Origin of the sequence: Leminorella grimontii ATCC 33999 = DSM 5078 (assembly GCF_000439085.1) — a bacterium.
GTDB classification, from domain to species: domain Bacteria; phylum Pseudomonadota; class Gammaproteobacteria; order Enterobacterales; family Enterobacteriaceae; genus Leminorella; species Leminorella grimontii.
Window position 1 is genome coordinate 331,580 of sequence record NZ_AUUA01000002.1, and the last position, 14,640, is coordinate 346,219.

At 55.7% G+C, this 14,640-nt stretch carries 16 protein-coding genes; 7 read left to right on the plus strand and 9 right to left on the minus strand.

Translation table 11 applies throughout. The features are described from left to right. Positions 1–96 precede the first annotated feature (96 nt). From G544_RS22340 to dtd, 4 genes are read right to left on the minus strand one after another with little or no spacing between them, the layout of a single operon-like run. Positions 97–540 carry a hypothetical protein gene (locus tag G544_RS22340; protein WP_027273756.1) on the minus strand — a complete coding sequence of 148 codons (444 nt, stop codon included), beginning with the start codon at positions 538–540 and terminating at the stop codon, positions 97–99. Between the two features lie 24 nt (positions 541–564). Continuing rightward, positions 565–930 carry a YbbC/YhhH family protein gene (locus G544_RS20045; protein WP_051155596.1) on the minus strand — a complete coding sequence of 122 codons (366 nt, stop codon included), beginning with the start codon at positions 928–930 and terminating at the stop codon, positions 565–567. A gap of 35 nt (positions 931–965) precedes the next feature. Beyond that, positions 966–1,100 carry a hypothetical protein gene (locus tag G544_RS22595; protein WP_255309095.1) on the minus strand — a complete coding sequence of 45 codons (135 nt, stop codon included), beginning with the start codon at positions 1,098–1,100 and terminating at the stop codon, positions 966–968. Between the two features lie 11 nt (positions 1,101–1,111). Next, complete coding sequence (gene dtd, locus G544_RS0106010) at positions 1,112–1,546, minus strand: D-aminoacyl-tRNA deacylase (RefSeq protein WP_027273757.1); 435 nt, start codon at positions 1,544–1,546, stop codon at positions 1,112–1,114. A gap of 128 nt (positions 1,547–1,674) precedes the next feature. On the opposite strand from dtd, the gene G544_RS0106015 reads away from it, so the two are divergent. Next, positions 1,675–2,571: an ADP-ribosylglycohydrolase family protein gene (locus tag G544_RS0106015; RefSeq protein ID WP_027273758.1), complete on the plus strand. Its 897-nt coding sequence runs from the start codon at positions 1,675–1,677 to the stop codon at positions 2,569–2,571. Between the two features lie 18 nt (positions 2,572–2,589). Here G544_RS0106015 and yihX read toward each other — a convergent pair whose 3' ends face one another. Then, positions 2,590–3,177 carry a glucose-1-phosphatase gene (yihX, locus tag G544_RS0106020; protein ID WP_027273759.1) on the minus strand — a complete coding sequence of 196 codons (588 nt, stop codon included), beginning with the start codon at positions 3,175–3,177 and terminating at the stop codon, positions 2,590–2,592. 285 nt (positions 3,178–3,462) lie between these two features. Here yihX and G544_RS0106025 point away from each other — a divergent pair, with 285 nt between their 5' ends. Together G544_RS0106025 and G544_RS0106030 are read left to right on the plus strand one after the other, a co-directional pair. Continuing rightward, positions 3,463–3,864 carry a YidB family protein gene (locus tag G544_RS0106025; protein ID WP_027273760.1) on the plus strand — a complete coding sequence of 134 codons (402 nt, stop codon included), beginning with the start codon at positions 3,463–3,465 and terminating at the stop codon, positions 3,862–3,864. 86 nt (positions 3,865–3,950) lie between these two features. Continuing rightward, complete coding sequence (locus tag G544_RS0106030) at positions 3,951–4,487, plus strand: metallophosphoesterase (protein WP_027273761.1); 537 nt, start codon at positions 3,951–3,953, stop codon at positions 4,485–4,487. A 14-nt stretch (positions 4,488–4,501) separates the two neighbouring features. On the opposite strand, the gene G544_RS0106035 is transcribed toward G544_RS0106030, so the two are convergent. After that, positions 4,502–5,473, minus strand: a complete 972-nt coding sequence (locus G544_RS0106035; RefSeq protein WP_027273762.1) for an SMI1/KNR4 family protein — start codon at positions 5,471–5,473, stop codon at positions 4,502–4,504. A 164-nt stretch (positions 5,474–5,637) separates the two neighbouring features. Beyond that, positions 5,638–7,446 carry a translational GTPase TypA gene (gene typA / locus G544_RS0106040; RefSeq protein WP_027273763.1) on the minus strand — a complete coding sequence of 603 codons (1,809 nt, stop codon included), beginning with the start codon at positions 7,444–7,446 and terminating at the stop codon, positions 5,638–5,640. A gap of 406 nt (positions 7,447–7,852) precedes the next feature. On the opposite strand from typA, the gene glnA reads away from it, so the two are divergent. The 4 genes from glnA (at position 7,853) to G544_RS22110 (ending at position 12,399) form a co-directional block, all read left to right on the plus strand. After that, complete coding sequence (gene glnA / locus G544_RS0106045; RefSeq protein WP_027273764.1) at positions 7,853–9,262, plus strand: glutamate--ammonia ligase; 1,410 nt, start codon at positions 7,853–7,855, stop codon at positions 9,260–9,262. Positions 9,263–9,570: 308 nt separating this feature from the next. Then, a complete protein-coding gene (gene glnL / locus G544_RS0106050) occupies positions 9,571–10,620 on the plus strand; it encodes a nitrogen regulation protein NR(II) (protein ID WP_027273765.1) in 1,050 nt (349 codons plus the stop codon). Positions 10,621–10,628: 8 nt separating this feature from the next. Beyond that, positions 10,629–12,050: a nitrogen regulation protein NR(I) gene (gene glnG / locus G544_RS0106055; RefSeq protein WP_027273766.1), complete on the plus strand. Its 1,422-nt coding sequence runs from the start codon at positions 10,629–10,631 to the stop codon at positions 12,048–12,050. Positions 12,051–12,276: 226 nt separating this feature from the next. Beyond that, positions 12,277–12,399, plus strand: a complete 123-nt coding sequence (locus G544_RS22110) for a YshB family small membrane protein (RefSeq protein WP_147654607.1) — start codon at positions 12,277–12,279, stop codon at positions 12,397–12,399. A 64-nt stretch (positions 12,400–12,463) separates the two neighbouring features. Here G544_RS22110 and hemN read toward each other — a convergent pair whose 3' ends face one another. Further along, on the minus strand, positions 12,464–13,837 hold the full coding sequence (gene hemN, locus G544_RS0106065) for an oxygen-independent coproporphyrinogen III oxidase (protein ID WP_027273767.1): 1,374 nt from the start codon (positions 13,835–13,837) through the stop codon (positions 12,464–12,466). Between the two features lie 200 nt (positions 13,838–14,037). Beyond that, positions 14,038–14,571, minus strand: a complete 534-nt coding sequence (gene yihI, locus G544_RS0106075) for a Der GTPase-activating protein YihI (protein ID WP_027273769.1) — start codon at positions 14,569–14,571, stop codon at positions 14,038–14,040. Between the last annotated feature and the right edge of the window lie 69 nt (positions 14,572–14,640).

Genomic DNA, 14,640 nt, shown 5'->3' on the forward strand with positions numbered 1-14,640 from the left:
ATAATGGGCTTTATCACCCGCTAATGCCTGCTAGGCTAGGCTGAAGACCGTTTCTTCATCAACTTTTTCATATTCCATTGGAAATGCCTAAGGCGCTTAATTTATCCGGGCATAAAAGAAATGCTCTTCATACGAAAAGATAACTCTATCGTCATTCGGAATAACGATAGCGCTGCTTTCATCACTGGGATAAAAAAAATCGTCCCACGATGCGATAAAAACGTCGACGGGGAGCGTTGCACCTGCGTTACGTCCCCAGAGAAAATGAATAGCGTCCACGCCCTGCAGCCTGTCGGTAAAAAACAGGGATGACGTCTCGACGTCATCAAAGTCCAGCGTTCTCTTTTCCAACACGGTACAAAATGAACGTGGCATTTCCATTAAGTGGCTAAAGGGGAAAATCGAATCCCAAAGCCGCCGTGCCTGCACGGTATTCAGCAGGGTGATTCGCCTTTTCTCACCTGACGACAGGCGACAGTCTTTTGAGTTCAGCCGCCAAGCTACCGGATAGAGAACTTCATCAAATTCGATATCGTTCATAGAGAAAAATCACCCTTCGTTTCGCTACTTCCCGTGCGACAGCGTCATCACTCTGCCGTTCTCTTTGTCGATCTCGATAAGAAAAACGCCGCCGGTCATGTCCGGTGGCAGGTAGCCCTCTATCCGCCAGTAGCGACCTTTGTCGGTTACGTAAAAAGGGCGTTCTTTCTCAACGCATTCTTTGCCATAAACGTGCGTGACGTAGATTTCCGCCAGCTCGACCGCCATTCCGGCATTAACCAAGTCTATTTTTCCAAGCCCTTTTTGCTTGCTGTACTCTGAGAAAAGAATCCCTTCCCCGTCATAAGCATCAACCATAGGACTCTTTTCATCGGCGCAGGCCTGAAACAACGGCCAGAACAGCGTCAAGAAAAACAGGACGAACTTCATTGAAAGACTCCTTTCCTACGCTCTTTCCTATCGAGTTACAGCGCTCGCGCAAGGCTACGCAAAAAGGCGCGAAACGCGTTGTTGTACTCCGTATCGCCGCTAAAATAAACGTAACCTATAAACGCCAGCGCCACCGCGCCAAGAATCATCCATTTCCTGCTATTAAACATCGTCCCTCGCCCTAAATTTGCAGGCTAAACGTCACCGGTCCATCGTTGACCAACGAAACCTTCATATCTGCGGCGAAAACGCCGGTTTGGGTCGGCACCTTTTCTTTGCAGCGTTCCACGAAGTCGAGATACAGGCGCTCGGCGTCCGCAGGGGTCGCTCCGCGAGAAAAGCTTGGGCGCATGCCCTTTTGCGTATCCGCTACCAGCGTAAACTGGGAAACCACCAGTACGCTGCCGCCGGCCTGCTGCACGTTCAGGTTCATCTTGCCCTGTTCGTCGCTAAAAATTCGATAGCCCAGCACCCGCTCGCACAGGCGCGCCGACTTTTCCGGCGTATCGTCTTTCTCTACGCCCAGCAGCACCAAAAGCCCGTTATCGATAGCGCCGACGGTTTGGCCGTCCACCACCACGCTCGCCTGCGTTACTCGCTGAATCAGTGCGATCATATTTTTATTGCTTCCGCTCGCTACGATGAAAAAGGGAGTGCCATAATACACCGCGCCGCTGAGGGAAAAAATGACCGGCTTCAATCACCTAATTAAGTATGGATAACGGAAAGAAAGAGGGAAACGTCATGCCTGACCTGTTAAATCGATATCGAGGATGCCTGCTGGGGCTGGCAAGCGGTGACGCCGTGGGCACCACCGTTGAGTTCAGCCCTAAAGATTCCTTTCCTGAAGTCACGGAGATGACGGGCGGCGGCCCGTTTAACCTACAGGCCGGGCAGTGGACCGACGATACGTCCATGGCCCTGTGTCTGGCGGAAAGCCTGATTCTGCGTAAAGGATTTGACGCGCGCGACCAAATGAACCGCTATCTGAACTGGTGGCAATGGGGCTACTTCAGCTCCACCGGCCAGTGCTTTGATATCGGCGCAACGACGGCCGAGGCGCTGAGGCGATTCTCTCTGGACGGTAATCCCTTTGCCGGTTCTGTCGATCCTAAAACGGCGGGCAACGGCTCTTTGATGCGGCTCGCGCCCGCGGTGCTTTACTATTATCCCCATCCTGAGCAAACGCTGCGCTATGCGGCCGACTCTTCGCGCACAACGCATGCGGCTCCCGAAGCGGTGGAAAGCTGCCGCCTGTTCGCTCAGATGTTGATGAATGCGCTCAGCGGGAAAGACAAAAGGCGCGTTCTGACGGATATTGCCGAACTGCCGGAGCAAGAAAACCTGCGCCAGATAGCCGAGGGCCGATACCTTGATAAGCCGCGCTCGGCCATCTTCGGTACGGGCTATTGCGTACAAAGCCTGGAGGCCGCGCTGTGGTGCTTTGCCCAAAGCGACAGCTTTGAACAAACCGTTCTGGCCGCGGCAAATCTGGGCGACGACGCAGACACCACCGCCGCTATTGCCGGGCAGATCGCAGGGGCTTACTACGGCGCCCAAGGCATACCAAGCGACTGGCTCGGTAAGCTGTGGCTCTATGAGGATATCGACAGGCTTGCGCGGCAGCTGCTGGAGAAGTAACCCGTTGCCCGCGGGGCGTTAGCGAAAATAGTCCGGCACCGTCCGCCGGTCGATAACGTGCACCGTGGGCAGGCCAATCGACCGGGCGCTAAGAACGTTGTCGCGGTGGTCGTCGAAGAACAGCGCGTCTTCCGGCTTAGCGCCTTCCTGCCTGAGCACGTGGAGATAAATGTCCACCTCGGGCTTTCGCATGCCAAGCTCTTGGGAGAGGTAGATCCTGTCGGCGGAGGCGCCGACGTCGGGGAAGCGTGCGGGCCAGTAGCTACAGTGCAGCGCGTTAGTGTTGGACAGGATCACCACCTGATTCCCCTCTTGGCGCAGCCGCTGCATGACCGCCAGCGTATCGTCGCGCTGATCGATAAAGATCGCCTGCCAGCCCTCGGCAAACTGCGCAAAGCTCAGCGGCATCTCCATTTCTTCGCACAGCAGGTCGGCGAACGCCTCGTCGCTGATTTCGCCTCGTTCGTGCATTTCGAAAGGTTTTCCCATGCGAAAGCGCTCGGACAGCGTCGCCAGAGGAATGCCGCTCAGTCGGCTCCACACGCCCAACACTCTTTTGAAATCGATGTCGACGATTACGTTACCCAAGTCGAAAATGTACAGCATGGTGCACCTACCTCAATGCGAACCTATCCGTAGGCCTACGCTATCACACCGGATTAAGGTTAAGAAGAGGGAACTCAAGACATTTCATTTCTACTTCACGCCGAGAAGCCAGGCAGAAAAACGCGCGCATTTTAGGCGCTCTCCGGTATAATCCTTCGCGATTTTGTTTAACGTCCGAATTGTGCACCATCTGCTTTCGGCTCACGCCGGGCGTTTATCAAAAGTCATTTTCAAGAGGCAGGGCAGGGAGCTTTCCTCACAAAACGGGCATCGGGAGTTATCACAATGAGTTTATTAGACCAACTGGGCGGCATGCTCGGCGGCAACGGCGCTTCTAAAGGCGGCGTTGACTATATGGCCATTCTTCAATGGCTTGAGCAGCAGGGCGGCCTTTCCGGCCTGCTGGAAACATTTCGCCAGGGCGGCCTCGCCGAGCTGGTTCAGTCCTGGATTGGCACCGGCGCTAACCTGCCCATCAGCGCAGATCAGGTGCGCGACGTCATCAGCCAGGCCGCGATGGAGCAGCTTTCCGCTAAATTAGGCATGGATAACGGTCAGGCATCGGCGATTATCGCCCAATACCTGCCGGACATCGTCGACAAGCTGTCGCCGAAGGGCGAAGAGCCGGTCAACCCGGACATGCTGTCTCTGGGTATGGCGCTGCTTAAAGGGAAACTGTTCGGTTAACGTCCGATTCCGGCGAAGGCATTCGTCTTCGCCGCTTCCCCCGCCAGACATCTCTTCTTAATAACAAGGACGATAAGAAAACAGCGATGATTTACTTCACCTCAGACACCCACTTCTGCCATTCAAACATCATCAACCTGTGCGGCAGGCCGTTTGAAAGCGTGCGCCATATGAACGATACGCTTATCCACAACTGGAATGCCCTCGTCACCGAACGGGATGAGATTTATATTCTGGGCGACTTCCTTTTTCGCGGCACGGGGCAGGACGCCAATCAAATCCTGCGCAGGCTTAACGGCAAGAAATACCTGATTCGCGGCAACCACGACAAGTTTTTAGACGACCCGGAGTTCGACACATCAATGTTTGAATGGGTCAAAGACTACTACGAGCTGGATTACCAAAAGCAGAAGATAGTGATGTTCCACTATCCGATTTTAGAGTGGCAGGGCTATTTCAGAGACGCTATCCATCTTTACGGGCACGTCCACAACTCGGGCAAAGACCCGGAACAGCACAAGCGACTAAGCGCGCTGGGGCCAAGGGCGATAAACGTCGGCGTGGACGTTAACCGCTTCTTTCCTGTCAGCATTAACGCCGTGTTGAAGCAGGCGCAGAAATAGCGCCCGTGGGAAAATCAGCGGGCCGCTGCCGCAACCCTTTCCATCAGCGCCGCCACTGCCTGCTCGGGCATATAAAGCGTCCCCTGCCGATTTGCAATGTCGCCCTGCTCGATTTTGCTCTTTAGCCAGTCAGTAATAAAACCGGGCGCATACCCTCCCGTACTGAAATCGCCGCCAAAGGCAATCATATCTGGATAGGCTTTTAAATACGTTTCTTCCGTCACTTCCGGGTGAGCACTGACGTAAAGCCAAAACTGGATGTCGTAGAGTAGAGAAGAAAACTCATCGGCGTGCAGGGCAAAAAAGCCCTTTTCCTCGACGATCCGCTTTGCCGTGTGGCGAATGGCTTTCTCGACGTCGAGCTTAGGATCTACGCTGGCGCAAAGCCGGGCAAGCAGTTCAGAAAATTGACCACTTTCCACCATCTCCAAGTCGGCCAGCCTGTCCTCTTCAGAGGTGTCGTAAACGTCGTCGTTCACCAGGCCGCGGATAAAACTCTCAAAGCTATCGGCCAAATGGGTGATTTTATAGTCATCTTCCTGATCGACATGCACAACGGCGGGTTCGCCGTCTGGGCCGCAGTGTCGGTAGTCAAGAAAGATCATGTCATGGCCGGCCGAAGGGCAGTCGCAGATGGCGACGCCGATATCAGGATATTCCCATTCCTCAATCCAAAAGCGGCTGCCGAAGTCACCGCCGAGAGAACAGGGCTTTTCTTTACCGATGCCCATAATGCCAGTGATAGCAATGTGATCTTCCGACCAGCTTGTCGGCTCATCGGTCGGGTAGTTAGTATTACGCGGTATGCCGCCGTTTTGCTGCTTCATCAGCCAAACGTAAGAGGCTGGCAGGCGATAGCCCAATTCGCGTTCCAGCTCAGCAATCAGCGCGTCGTCGGGCAGCGCGCTGACATACTCTTTACGCGCATACTCGCTGTCTTCCCAGAAGTCGGTAAGGTCAAAATCGGCAAACGGTATGTTATTCATCGAAGAAACATCCTTTTTTCAACGTAAAAGAAATAGGCAGGGTTTCACCTTACTGGGTCCGAACGGCTTTTTCTACTTCTGCCATCTGCTTTTTAATCTGCCGTATAAAAAAGCAAAGGGGCCTTGCGGCCCCTCTGTATCTATCGGACTGTATCAACAACCCGTTACTCTTTCCCGCTGCGATACGCGCGCTTACGGTCGTTTTCCGTCAGGTGACGTTTGCGCAGGCGGATAGACTGCGGCGTCACTTCGACCAGCTCATCGTCATCGATAAACTCGAGCGCTTGCTCAAGGGTCATCTTGATTGCCGGAGACAGCGTCGTCGCTTCATCGGTGCCCGATGCGCGAACGTTGGTCAGCTTCTTACCGGTCAGACAATTGACCGTCAGGTCGTTAGAACGGGTGTGAATGCCGATGATCTGGCCTTCGTACACTTCTACGCCGTGGCCCAGGAACAGGCGGCCGCGATCTTGCAGGCTGTAGAGCGCGTAAGCCAACGCTTTACCCGTACCGTTGGAAATCATAACGCCGTTGTTGCGCTGGCCGATTTCGCCCGGACGAATGTCGTCGTAGTGGCTGAAGGTGGAGTACAGCAGGCCGGTACCGGAAGTCATGGTCATGAACTCGGTACGGAAGCCGATAAGCCCGCGGCTTGGGATCACGTAGTCTAAACGCACGCGGCCTTTGCCGTCCGGCACCATGTCGCGCAATTCGCCCTTACGCAGGCCTAGCGCTTCCATCAGAGGCCCCTGATGCTGCTCTTCGATATCTACGGTCACCTGCTCAAACGGTTCCTGTTTGCCGCGGAAGATAACCTTCGGGCGAGATACCGCCAGCTCGTAGCCTTCACGACGCATGTTTTCGATAAGAACGGACAGGTGAAGCTCGCCGCGGCCGGAAACGCGGAACGCATCCGGGTCTTCGGTTTCTTCTACGCGCAGCGCCACGTTGTGCACCAGCTCTTTACGCAGGCGGTCGAGGATCTGACGCGACGTCACGTATTTACCCTCTTTGCCGCAGAACGGCGAGGTGTTGACGCAGAAGAACATGGTGACCGTCGGTTCGTCGACCGTCAGCGGCGGCAGCGCTTCAGGCGTAGAAACGTCACAGACCGTATCGGAGATGTTCAGCTCGCCTAGGCCGGTGATAGCGACGATATCGCCCGCTTCCGCCACGTCGGCTTCATAGCGCTTCAGGCCCATGTGGCCCAGCACCTGGCCAATCTTGCCGTTACGACGCTGGCCTTCGCTGTCGATGATGGTGACCTGCTGGTTCGGCTTCACTTTACCGCGCTTGATGCGGCCTACGCCGATAACGCCAACGTAACTGTTGTAGTCCAGCTGGGAAATCTGCATCTGGAACGGACCGTCGAGGTCGACAGCCGGCGGCGCAACGTGTTTGACGATCGCTTCAAACAGCGGGTCCATGTTGTCAGCCAGGTCGTTGTGGTCCAGACCGGCGACGCCGTTAAGCGCCGATGCGAAAATAATCGGGAAGTCCAACTGCTCGTCGGTAGCGCCCAGGTTGACGAACAGGTCAAAAACCTGATCTACAACCCAGTCAGGGCGCGCGCCGGGGCGGTCAACCTTGTTGACGACGACGATAGGCTTAAGGCCGTAGGCAAACGCCTTTTGCGTAACGAAGCGCGTTTGGGGCATCGGCCCGTCCATCGCGTCAACCAGCAGCAAAACGGAGTCAACCATTGACATCACCCGCTCAACTTCGCCGCCAAAGTCGGCGTGTCCGGGAGTATCAACGATGTTAATACGATAGTTATTCCAAGTAATGGCCGTGTTCTTGGCCAAAATAGTGATCCCACGTTCTTTTTCGAGATCGCCGGAGTCCATAACGCGCTCGCCTGCGTCGTTACGCTCCCCTAATGTTCCTGACAGTTGCAGCAGCTTGTCAACCAGGGTGGTTTTACCATGGTCTACGTGCGCGATAATGGCGATGTTACGCAGATTTTCAATCACAGATTTGCCTCAGGCATAAGAAATAGCGCGCTATTGTACACACTTTAGGCGCAGTAAAAAAACAAGATCATAAAGATTCGTGAAAAACAACGCCTACACGAACAGGTTGTGATCGCATTCACGATTGAAAAAACGACAAAAAACGCCTTGTCGCACCAAAAAGCGGCGACGCATAAAAAAACGCACTAAAATAGTGCACTTTGGGATGCAAAATTTGCATTTTCGTTCATACTCATAGCCCGTAGCCACAGGAAAAACGGCCTGTTAACGAAGAGTAAATAAACTGGCATGATTATCGCATAGCCTTTGCTTATAGCAGCGGGCTTGGCGACATTAGGCCTGCATAGTAAAGGCCCATCCCCTACGGGGATTACTCTAAGCGAAATTCGTCACCGGGAGAATAACCATGTCCACAGAACACGTTTTGACCATGCTTAATGAGCATGAAGTAAAGTTTGTAGACCTGCGCTTTACCGATACCAAGGGTAAAGAGCAGCACATTACCATTCCCGCTCATCAGGTCGACGCTGACTTCTTTGAAGACGGAAAAATGTTCGACGGTTCTTCTATCGCCGGTTGGAAAGGCATTAACGAATCCGACATGGTGCTGATGCCCGATCCGAGCACCGCGCTGCTGGACCCGTTCTTCGAAGAGACGACGCTGATTATCCGCTGCGATATCCTTGAGCCCGGCACCATGCAAGGCTACGAGCGCGACCCGCGTTCCATCTCCAAGCGCGCTGAAGATTTTCTGCGCTCTTCCGGCATCGCTGACTGCGTGCTGTTTGGGCCTGAACCCGAGTTCTTCCTGTTTGACGATATCCGCTTTGGCAACAGCATCGCCGGCGCCTACTATCACATCGACGATATCGAAGCGGCGTGGAATACCGGCACCAAGTACGAAGGCGGCAACAAGGGCCACCGTCCGGGCGTTAAGGGCGGCTACTTCCCGGTTCCTCCGGTCGACTCTTCACAGGACCTGCGCTCCGCCATGTGTCTGACGATGGAAGAGATGGGGCTGGTCGTTGAAGCACACCACCACGAAGTGGCCACCGCTGGCCAGAACGAAGTGGCTACCCGTTTTAACACCATGACCAAAAAAGCGGACGAAACCCAGATTTACAAGTATGTGGTTCACAACGTCGCCCACGCGTTTGGCAAAACCGCTACCTTTATGCCTAAGCCGCTGGTCGGCGATAACGGTTCCGGCATGCACTGCCACATGTCGCTGTCCAAGAACGGCACCAACCTGTTCGCTGGCGACAAGTACGGCGGCCTGTCTGAAACGGCGCTGTACTACATCGGCGGCGTTATCAAGCACGCTAAGGCGATCAACGCGCTGGCCAACCCGACCACCAACTCCTACAAGCGTCTGGTGCCGGGTTTCGAAGCGCCGGTTATGCTGGCCTATTCTGCGCGCAACCGCTCTGCGTCAATCCGCATTCCGGTCGTCGCCAGCCCGAAAGCTCGCCGCATTGAGGTTCGCTTCCCGGATCCGGCCGCTAACCCGTATCTGGCCTTCGCGGCGCTGCTGATGGCCGGCCTCGACGGCATCATCAACAAAATCCATCCGGGCGACGCCATGGATAAGAACCTGTACGACCTGCCGCCGGAAGAAGCCAAGAACATTCCGACCGTCGCCGGTTCTCTGGAAGAAGCGCTCGCCTGTCTGGACGCCGATCGCGAGTTCCTGACCCGCGGCAACGTCTTCACCAACGATGCGATTGACGCCTATATCGAAGTGAAGCAGGAAGAGATGAACCGCGTACGCATGGCGCCGCACCCGCTGGAGTTTGAGCTGTACTATAGCGTTTAATAACGAAGCGTTATTAACCAGAGCCCATCGTGAGATGGGCTCAACTAACCTGTTAAATCGGCACCAGTGGATATTCCGGCCGTAAATACGACCTGCCTATATAACCATCGTGCTCGGCCGGAAGGACGCTTGTATTAGCTTTGGGAGTGCGTCGGGCATAGCCTTCCTAGGGGCGCTTCGTTGGCTTACGCCAAGTCGACCCCAACGGAAGACTCTCCCTCCGTTTAACTCCTCAAATTGTTCAGGATTAACCTCGAGAGTTAAGCCTGCATCAATGAACGCCCCGACTTGGTGCAAAGGAGTTATCCATGGCGAGCCAAACGCTGCCCGATACGGAGCAAATTCTGAATTCGCAGGTTACCTGCGTGCTGATTCTCGATCTCTCTTTGTCGATCCTTTACGCCAACCCTTCGGCGCAGCAGCTGCTGGTTCAAAGCTCGCGCAAGCTGTTCGGCACGCCTTTGCCGGATTTGGTGGACTATCTGTCCCTTGACGTTCCGCTTATGTGGTCCAGCCTGAGCGAAGACCAAGGCTTTACCGATAACGAAGTTTCTATGGTGATTGACGGCCATCTGCACGTGCTGACCCTAAGCGCGCAGAAGCTGGCCGACGACCATATTCTGATGGAGCTGTCAGCGCTGGATAACCACCGTCGCCTGAGTCAGGAACAGCTTCAGCATTCACAGCAGGCGGCGGCCAGAGAGCTGGTTCGCGGCCTGGCTCACGAGATCAAAAACCCGCTGGGCGGCCTGCGCGGCGCGGCCCAGCTGCTGGCAAAGGCGCTTCCCGACCCTCAGTTGACGGAATATACCCGCGTCATCATCGAGCAGGCAGATCGCCTGCGCAACCTCGTCGATCGCCTTCTTGGGCCGCAGCATCCCGGCCAGTGGGTGGAACAGAACATTCACCAGGTGTCCGAACGCGTTTACCAGCTTCTGACGCTGGAGAAGCCCGATAACGTTTCTCTGGTGCGCGACTATGACCCGAGCATGCCGGAGCTGAGCCACGACCCGGAACAGATTGAACAGGTGCTGCTCAACATCGCCAGAAACGCCATGCAGGCGCTGGCGAGTCAGGGCGGTACTATCATCATCAGGACGCGAACCGCGTCCCAGATGACGCTGCACGGCGAACGCTATCGCCTGTGCGCCCGAATCGACATTGAAGACAACGGGCCCGGCATTGCGCCGCAGCTGCAGGATACGATTTTTTATCCGATGGTCAGCGGGCGCGAAGGCGGCTCAGGGCTTGGGCTTTCCATCGCCCGCAGCCTGATTGACCGGCACCGGGGAAAAATTGAGTTTAACAGTTGGCCGGGCCACACCGAGTTTTCGGTCTACTTGCCTATCCGTAAATAGGGGGAACGATGAGTCAGGATACCGTCTGGATAGTCGATGACGACAGCGCCATTCGCTGGGTTCTCGAGCGCGCGTTAACCGGCGCCAGCGTCAAATGCGTTAGCTTCGACAGCGCCGACAGCGCGCTCGCCGCGCTAAATGACGACGAGCCTGACGTGCTGATCTCCGATATCCGCATGCCCGGCATCGACGGGCTGACGCTGCTGCAAAAAATCAAGCTGCAGCGCCCCCTGCTGCCGGTCATCATTATGACCGCCCACTCCGACCTCGACGCAGCCGTCAGCGCCTACCAGTTCGGTGCCTTTGACTATCTACCCAAGCCGTTTGACGTCGACGACGCCGTTGCCCTAGTTGAGCGCGCCATTGGGCACTATCGGGAAATACGCCAGCCGGAAAGCGTTAACCAGAACGCAAGCCCGACGACGGACATTATCGGGGAAGCCCCGGCAATGCAGGAGGTCTACCGCATCATCGGTCGTCTTTCGCTCTCCTCTATCAGCGTATTAATCAACGGGGAGTCTGGAACGGGGAAAGAGCTCGTCGCCCACGCGCTGCACCGCCACAGCCCCCGCGCCGCGGGCAAGTTTATCGCCCTCAACATGGCGGCGATCCCCAAAGACCTGATTGAATCAGAGCTGTTTGGCCACGAAAAGGGCGCATTCACCGGCGCCGGGCAGATCCGCCAGGGCCGCTTCGAGCAGGCAGACGGCGGAACGCTGTTTTTAGACGAAATCGGTGATATGCCGTTGGAAGTCCAGACTCGGCTGCTGCGGGTGTTGGCCGACGGCCAGTTTTACCGCGTGGGCGGCTACGATCCGATTAAGGTCGACGTGAGGATTATCGCCGCGACCCACCAAAACCTTGAGCTGCTGGTTAAAGAGCACAAGTTTCGCGAGGACCTGTTCCACCGGCTCAACGTAATTCGCATTAATTTACCTCCGCTGCGGGAGCGGCGCGAGGACATCCCTCGCCTGGCCCGCCACTTTCTGCTGATGACCGCGCAGGAGCTGGGCGTTGAGGCGAAAGTGCTTCATCCTGATACCGAGAAGGCCCTGAGCCAAATGGGCTGGTCCGGCAACGTGCGCCAGTTGGAAAACACCTGTCGCTGGCTGACGGTAATGGCCGCAGGTAAAGAAGTTCTGCCTCAGGATCTGCCGCCGGAGCTGTTCGGCAATGCCGAAGACGCGCCGAAGCCTCCCGCATCGGCGACGTTCGACGGCCACTGGACGACGCTGTTGGAACGGTGGGCCGAGCAGGCGCTGAGCGCAGGGAAAACGGACCTGCTGTCAGAAGCGCTGCCGGACATGGAGCGCATTCTCCTTACGGTCGCGCTGCGCCATACTCACGGCCACAAGCAGGAAGCGGCACAGCTGCTGGGCTGGGGAAGAAACACGCTGACCCGTAAGCTCAAAGAGCTGGGCATGGAATAACGCACCGTACGGGCGAAGGCATTTATCGCCCGTTTTTTGTAATCTGGCGCGCATTTTTTTGCCAAAATTCTGATATCCTTTAGCCGGCTTAGCCCACTACGTGAATCGTATCGGCAGCGCTTGGCGCGCCGTATTCAAGACAGTGGCCAAAACGCGGCAGATACAGCCTAAAACCCTTTAAAAGACCTGCGCGCGTCTACCTTTTGGGTCCGCATGGAGTATGGTTATGTTGGAAAGTCTCTATTCACTGCTTCAGTCCGGCGCAGAAATTGGCTCAGCGGCCGGGCAATCGCCACAGACCGGTTTAGCCGCCGTGCTGTGCGTTATTATGTTTGTGCTGTTCTCCTGACGGCTATCGCGTCACGAAACGACAAACGGCCGCATTTGCGGCTGTTTGTTTTTTCTGACGTTCTTTAAATCACGCGCGAGAACTGCTGCCTGCGCGCCTGCTGGCGCAGGTAGGTGTCAAAGCACATGCAGATATTGCGTATAAGCAGCCGCCCTTTACCGGTCACGTCAATGCCCGCTTCGTCGATAGTCACCAGGCCGTCTTTCGCCAGCGGTGCGAGCAGCGCCAGGTCTTGCGCGAAGTGCTCAACGAAGCGAATGCCGTAGGCCCGCTCAATGTCGGCAAAGCGCAGGTGGAAGTTACAAATCAGCGTCTTGATGACGTCGCGGCGCAGGCAGTCGTCTTCCGTCATGGCGAGGCCTTTCCACAGGGCGTTGCCCTTCTCCTCAATGCTGGCGTAGTAGGCCTTCAGGTCTTTCTGGTTCTGCGCATAGGTATCGCCAAGCATGCTGATGGCGGAAACCCCAAGGCCCAGCAGGTCGCTATCGCCGTGAGTGGTGTAACCCTGAAAGTTGCGGTGCAGCTTGCCTTCACGCTGGGCCACGGCCAGCTCGTCGTCCGGGCGGGCAAAGTGGTCCATACCGATAAACTGATAGCCTGCCTCCGTTAGGAACGCGATGGTTTCCTGCAGGATAGAAAGCTTGTCATTAGCCGACGGCAGGTCGTCATCCTTAATCTTCATCTGTGCGGCAAAGCGGCTCGGCAGGTGAGCGTAGTTAAACACGCTCAGGCGGTCCGGGCTCAGCTCGGCGACGCGCTTAAGCGTCAGCGCAAAGCTCTCCGGCGTTTGCTTCGGCAGGCCGTAAATCAGATCAATATTGGTCGAGCGGAAGCCGAGCTCTTTGGCGTGCCGGATCAGAGAGAAGATAAACTCTTCGTCCTGCTCGCGGTTAACCAGACGCTGAACGTCTTTGTCGAAGTCCTGAACGCCCATGCTCATGCGGTTAAAGCCTTCAGCGCGAAGGTGGTCGAGAATATCGAGTTCGATTTCACGAGGGTCTATCTCGATTGATACTTCCGCTTCCGGCTGGAAGTGGAAATGCTTGCGCAGCAGGCCGTTAAGGCGGGTAATCTGCTCTTTGTTCAGATAGGTGGGCGTACCGCCACCCCAGTGCATTTGCGACACGTGGCGGGAGGCAAACAGCGGCGCACGTCGTTCTATCTCTTTTTCCAGCATGTCGAGATAGCGTTCCACCTTATGCCCCTGGCGAGTGACTATTTTATTACAGCCGCAGAAATAGCACAGCTTGTGACAGAAAGGGATATGAACGTACAGAGAAAGCGGACGCGAAGGATAACGTTCGGCCGCCGAAGCGAAATCACCTTCGCCGTAGCTTTCGCTAAACTCAAGGGCGGTTGGATAAGAGGTATACCGAGGGCCGGAATAGTTGTATTTCTGAATAAGGGCCAGATCCCAGTCAATCAACTGCGAAGACATTTGCTCACTCCGTCTTGTTTTTTCTTCTCCGCGGTCGCGTCGTTGTTATAGGTGCCTTTGTGCCGCGGGAGTATTTTGCCGAATAGCGGCGATCTTTCAGCCGATTCAGCCACAACAGCCGGCCTAACAGCCAGACCAAATAGCATGCCAGCAGCAGCCCAACAAACGGAAACAGCCACTGCATAGCGCGGACGACTCTCTTAGCCTTTATTCTTCAGCAGGTTAAGAATATTCTCCTTCTGTTCGGGAGACTCTTCTTCCTCATCGCCATCGCCCAGATCGATGCCCAACTGTACCATTAATTCGTCAATGCGATCGAACGTATCGTTAACGTAGTCGTGCTCTTCGTCCGACAGCGCCTTTCCTGCTTCCAGCGCGTCCAGCAGCTCGTTCAAACGCTCGTCGTTCTCAAGCCGGGCCAGCTCTTTTTCCGCAGACAGAGGCTCGGCGCGAGGCGCGCGCTCTTCTTTTAACACCGTTTTCTGAACTTTCGCTTCATCGGAAACCGTCAGCTGCACGGGCGTTTTGCTGCCGATACGAGGGTCTTTTACGCCCCCCTTCCGAGACGAATTTTGGGAAGCGGATGAACCATTGGCGCGAGAACCCGCCGCGTTGCCGCGATGCTTTTTCTGACGCTTGCGCTCTTTGCCTTCGGCGTTCAGCTCTTCGCGGCTTTTGCGCTTTGCTTTTGGAGTCTTGATATTGCCTTTTGGGGCCTGCTGCGGCTGCTTCATAGTGGGTTCTCAAACAGAGGGGATTAACTTTCGCGGAATCTACCAGAAACAAAGAAAAAAGGCGACAGA

Bases quoted from the DNA above. Each gene is read 5' to 3' on its own strand.
- yihI (WP_027273769.1), bottom strand. From the start codon at position 14,571: ATGAAGCAGCCGCAGCAGGCCCCAAAAGGCAATATCAAGACTCCAAAA.
- glnG (WP_027273766.1), top strand. From the start codon at position 10,629: ATGAGTCAGGATACCGTCTGGATAGTCGATGACGACAGCGCCATTCGC.
- G544_RS22595 (WP_255309095.1), bottom strand. From the start codon at position 1,100: ATGTTTAATAGCAGGAAATGGATGATTCTTGGCGCGGTGGCGCTGGCG.
- hemN (WP_027273767.1), bottom strand. From the start codon at position 13,837: ATGTCTTCGCAGTTGATTGACTGGGATCTGGCCCTTATTCAGAAATAC.
- G544_RS20045 (WP_051155596.1), bottom strand. From the start codon at position 930: ATGAAGTTCGTCCTGTTTTTCTTGACGCTGTTCTGGCCGTTGTTTCAG.
- G544_RS0106015 (WP_027273758.1), top strand. From the start codon at position 1,675: ATGCCTGACCTGTTAAATCGATATCGAGGATGCCTGCTGGGGCTGGCA.
- G544_RS22110 (WP_147654607.1), top strand. From the start codon at position 12,277: ATGTTGGAAAGTCTCTATTCACTGCTTCAGTCCGGCGCAGAAATTGGC.
- dtd (WP_027273757.1), bottom strand. From the start codon at position 1,546: ATGATCGCACTGATTCAGCGAGTAACGCAGGCGAGCGTGGTGGTGGAC.
- G544_RS0106025 (WP_027273760.1), top strand. From the start codon at position 3,463: ATGAGTTTATTAGACCAACTGGGCGGCATGCTCGGCGGCAACGGCGCT.
- glnA (WP_027273764.1), top strand. From the start codon at position 7,853: ATGTCCACAGAACACGTTTTGACCATGCTTAATGAGCATGAAGTAAAG.
- G544_RS0106035 (WP_027273762.1), bottom strand. From the start codon at position 5,473: ATGAATAACATACCGTTTGCCGATTTTGACCTTACCGACTTCTGGGAA.
- G544_RS0106030 (WP_027273761.1), top strand. From the start codon at position 3,951: ATGATTTACTTCACCTCAGACACCCACTTCTGCCATTCAAACATCATC.
- yihX (WP_027273759.1), bottom strand. From the start codon at position 3,177: ATGCTGTACATTTTCGACTTGGGTAACGTAATCGTCGACATCGATTTC.
- glnL (WP_027273765.1), top strand. From the start codon at position 9,571: ATGGCGAGCCAAACGCTGCCCGATACGGAGCAAATTCTGAATTCGCAG.
- G544_RS22340 (WP_027273756.1), bottom strand. From the start codon at position 540: ATGAACGATATCGAATTTGATGAAGTTCTCTATCCGGTAGCTTGGCGG.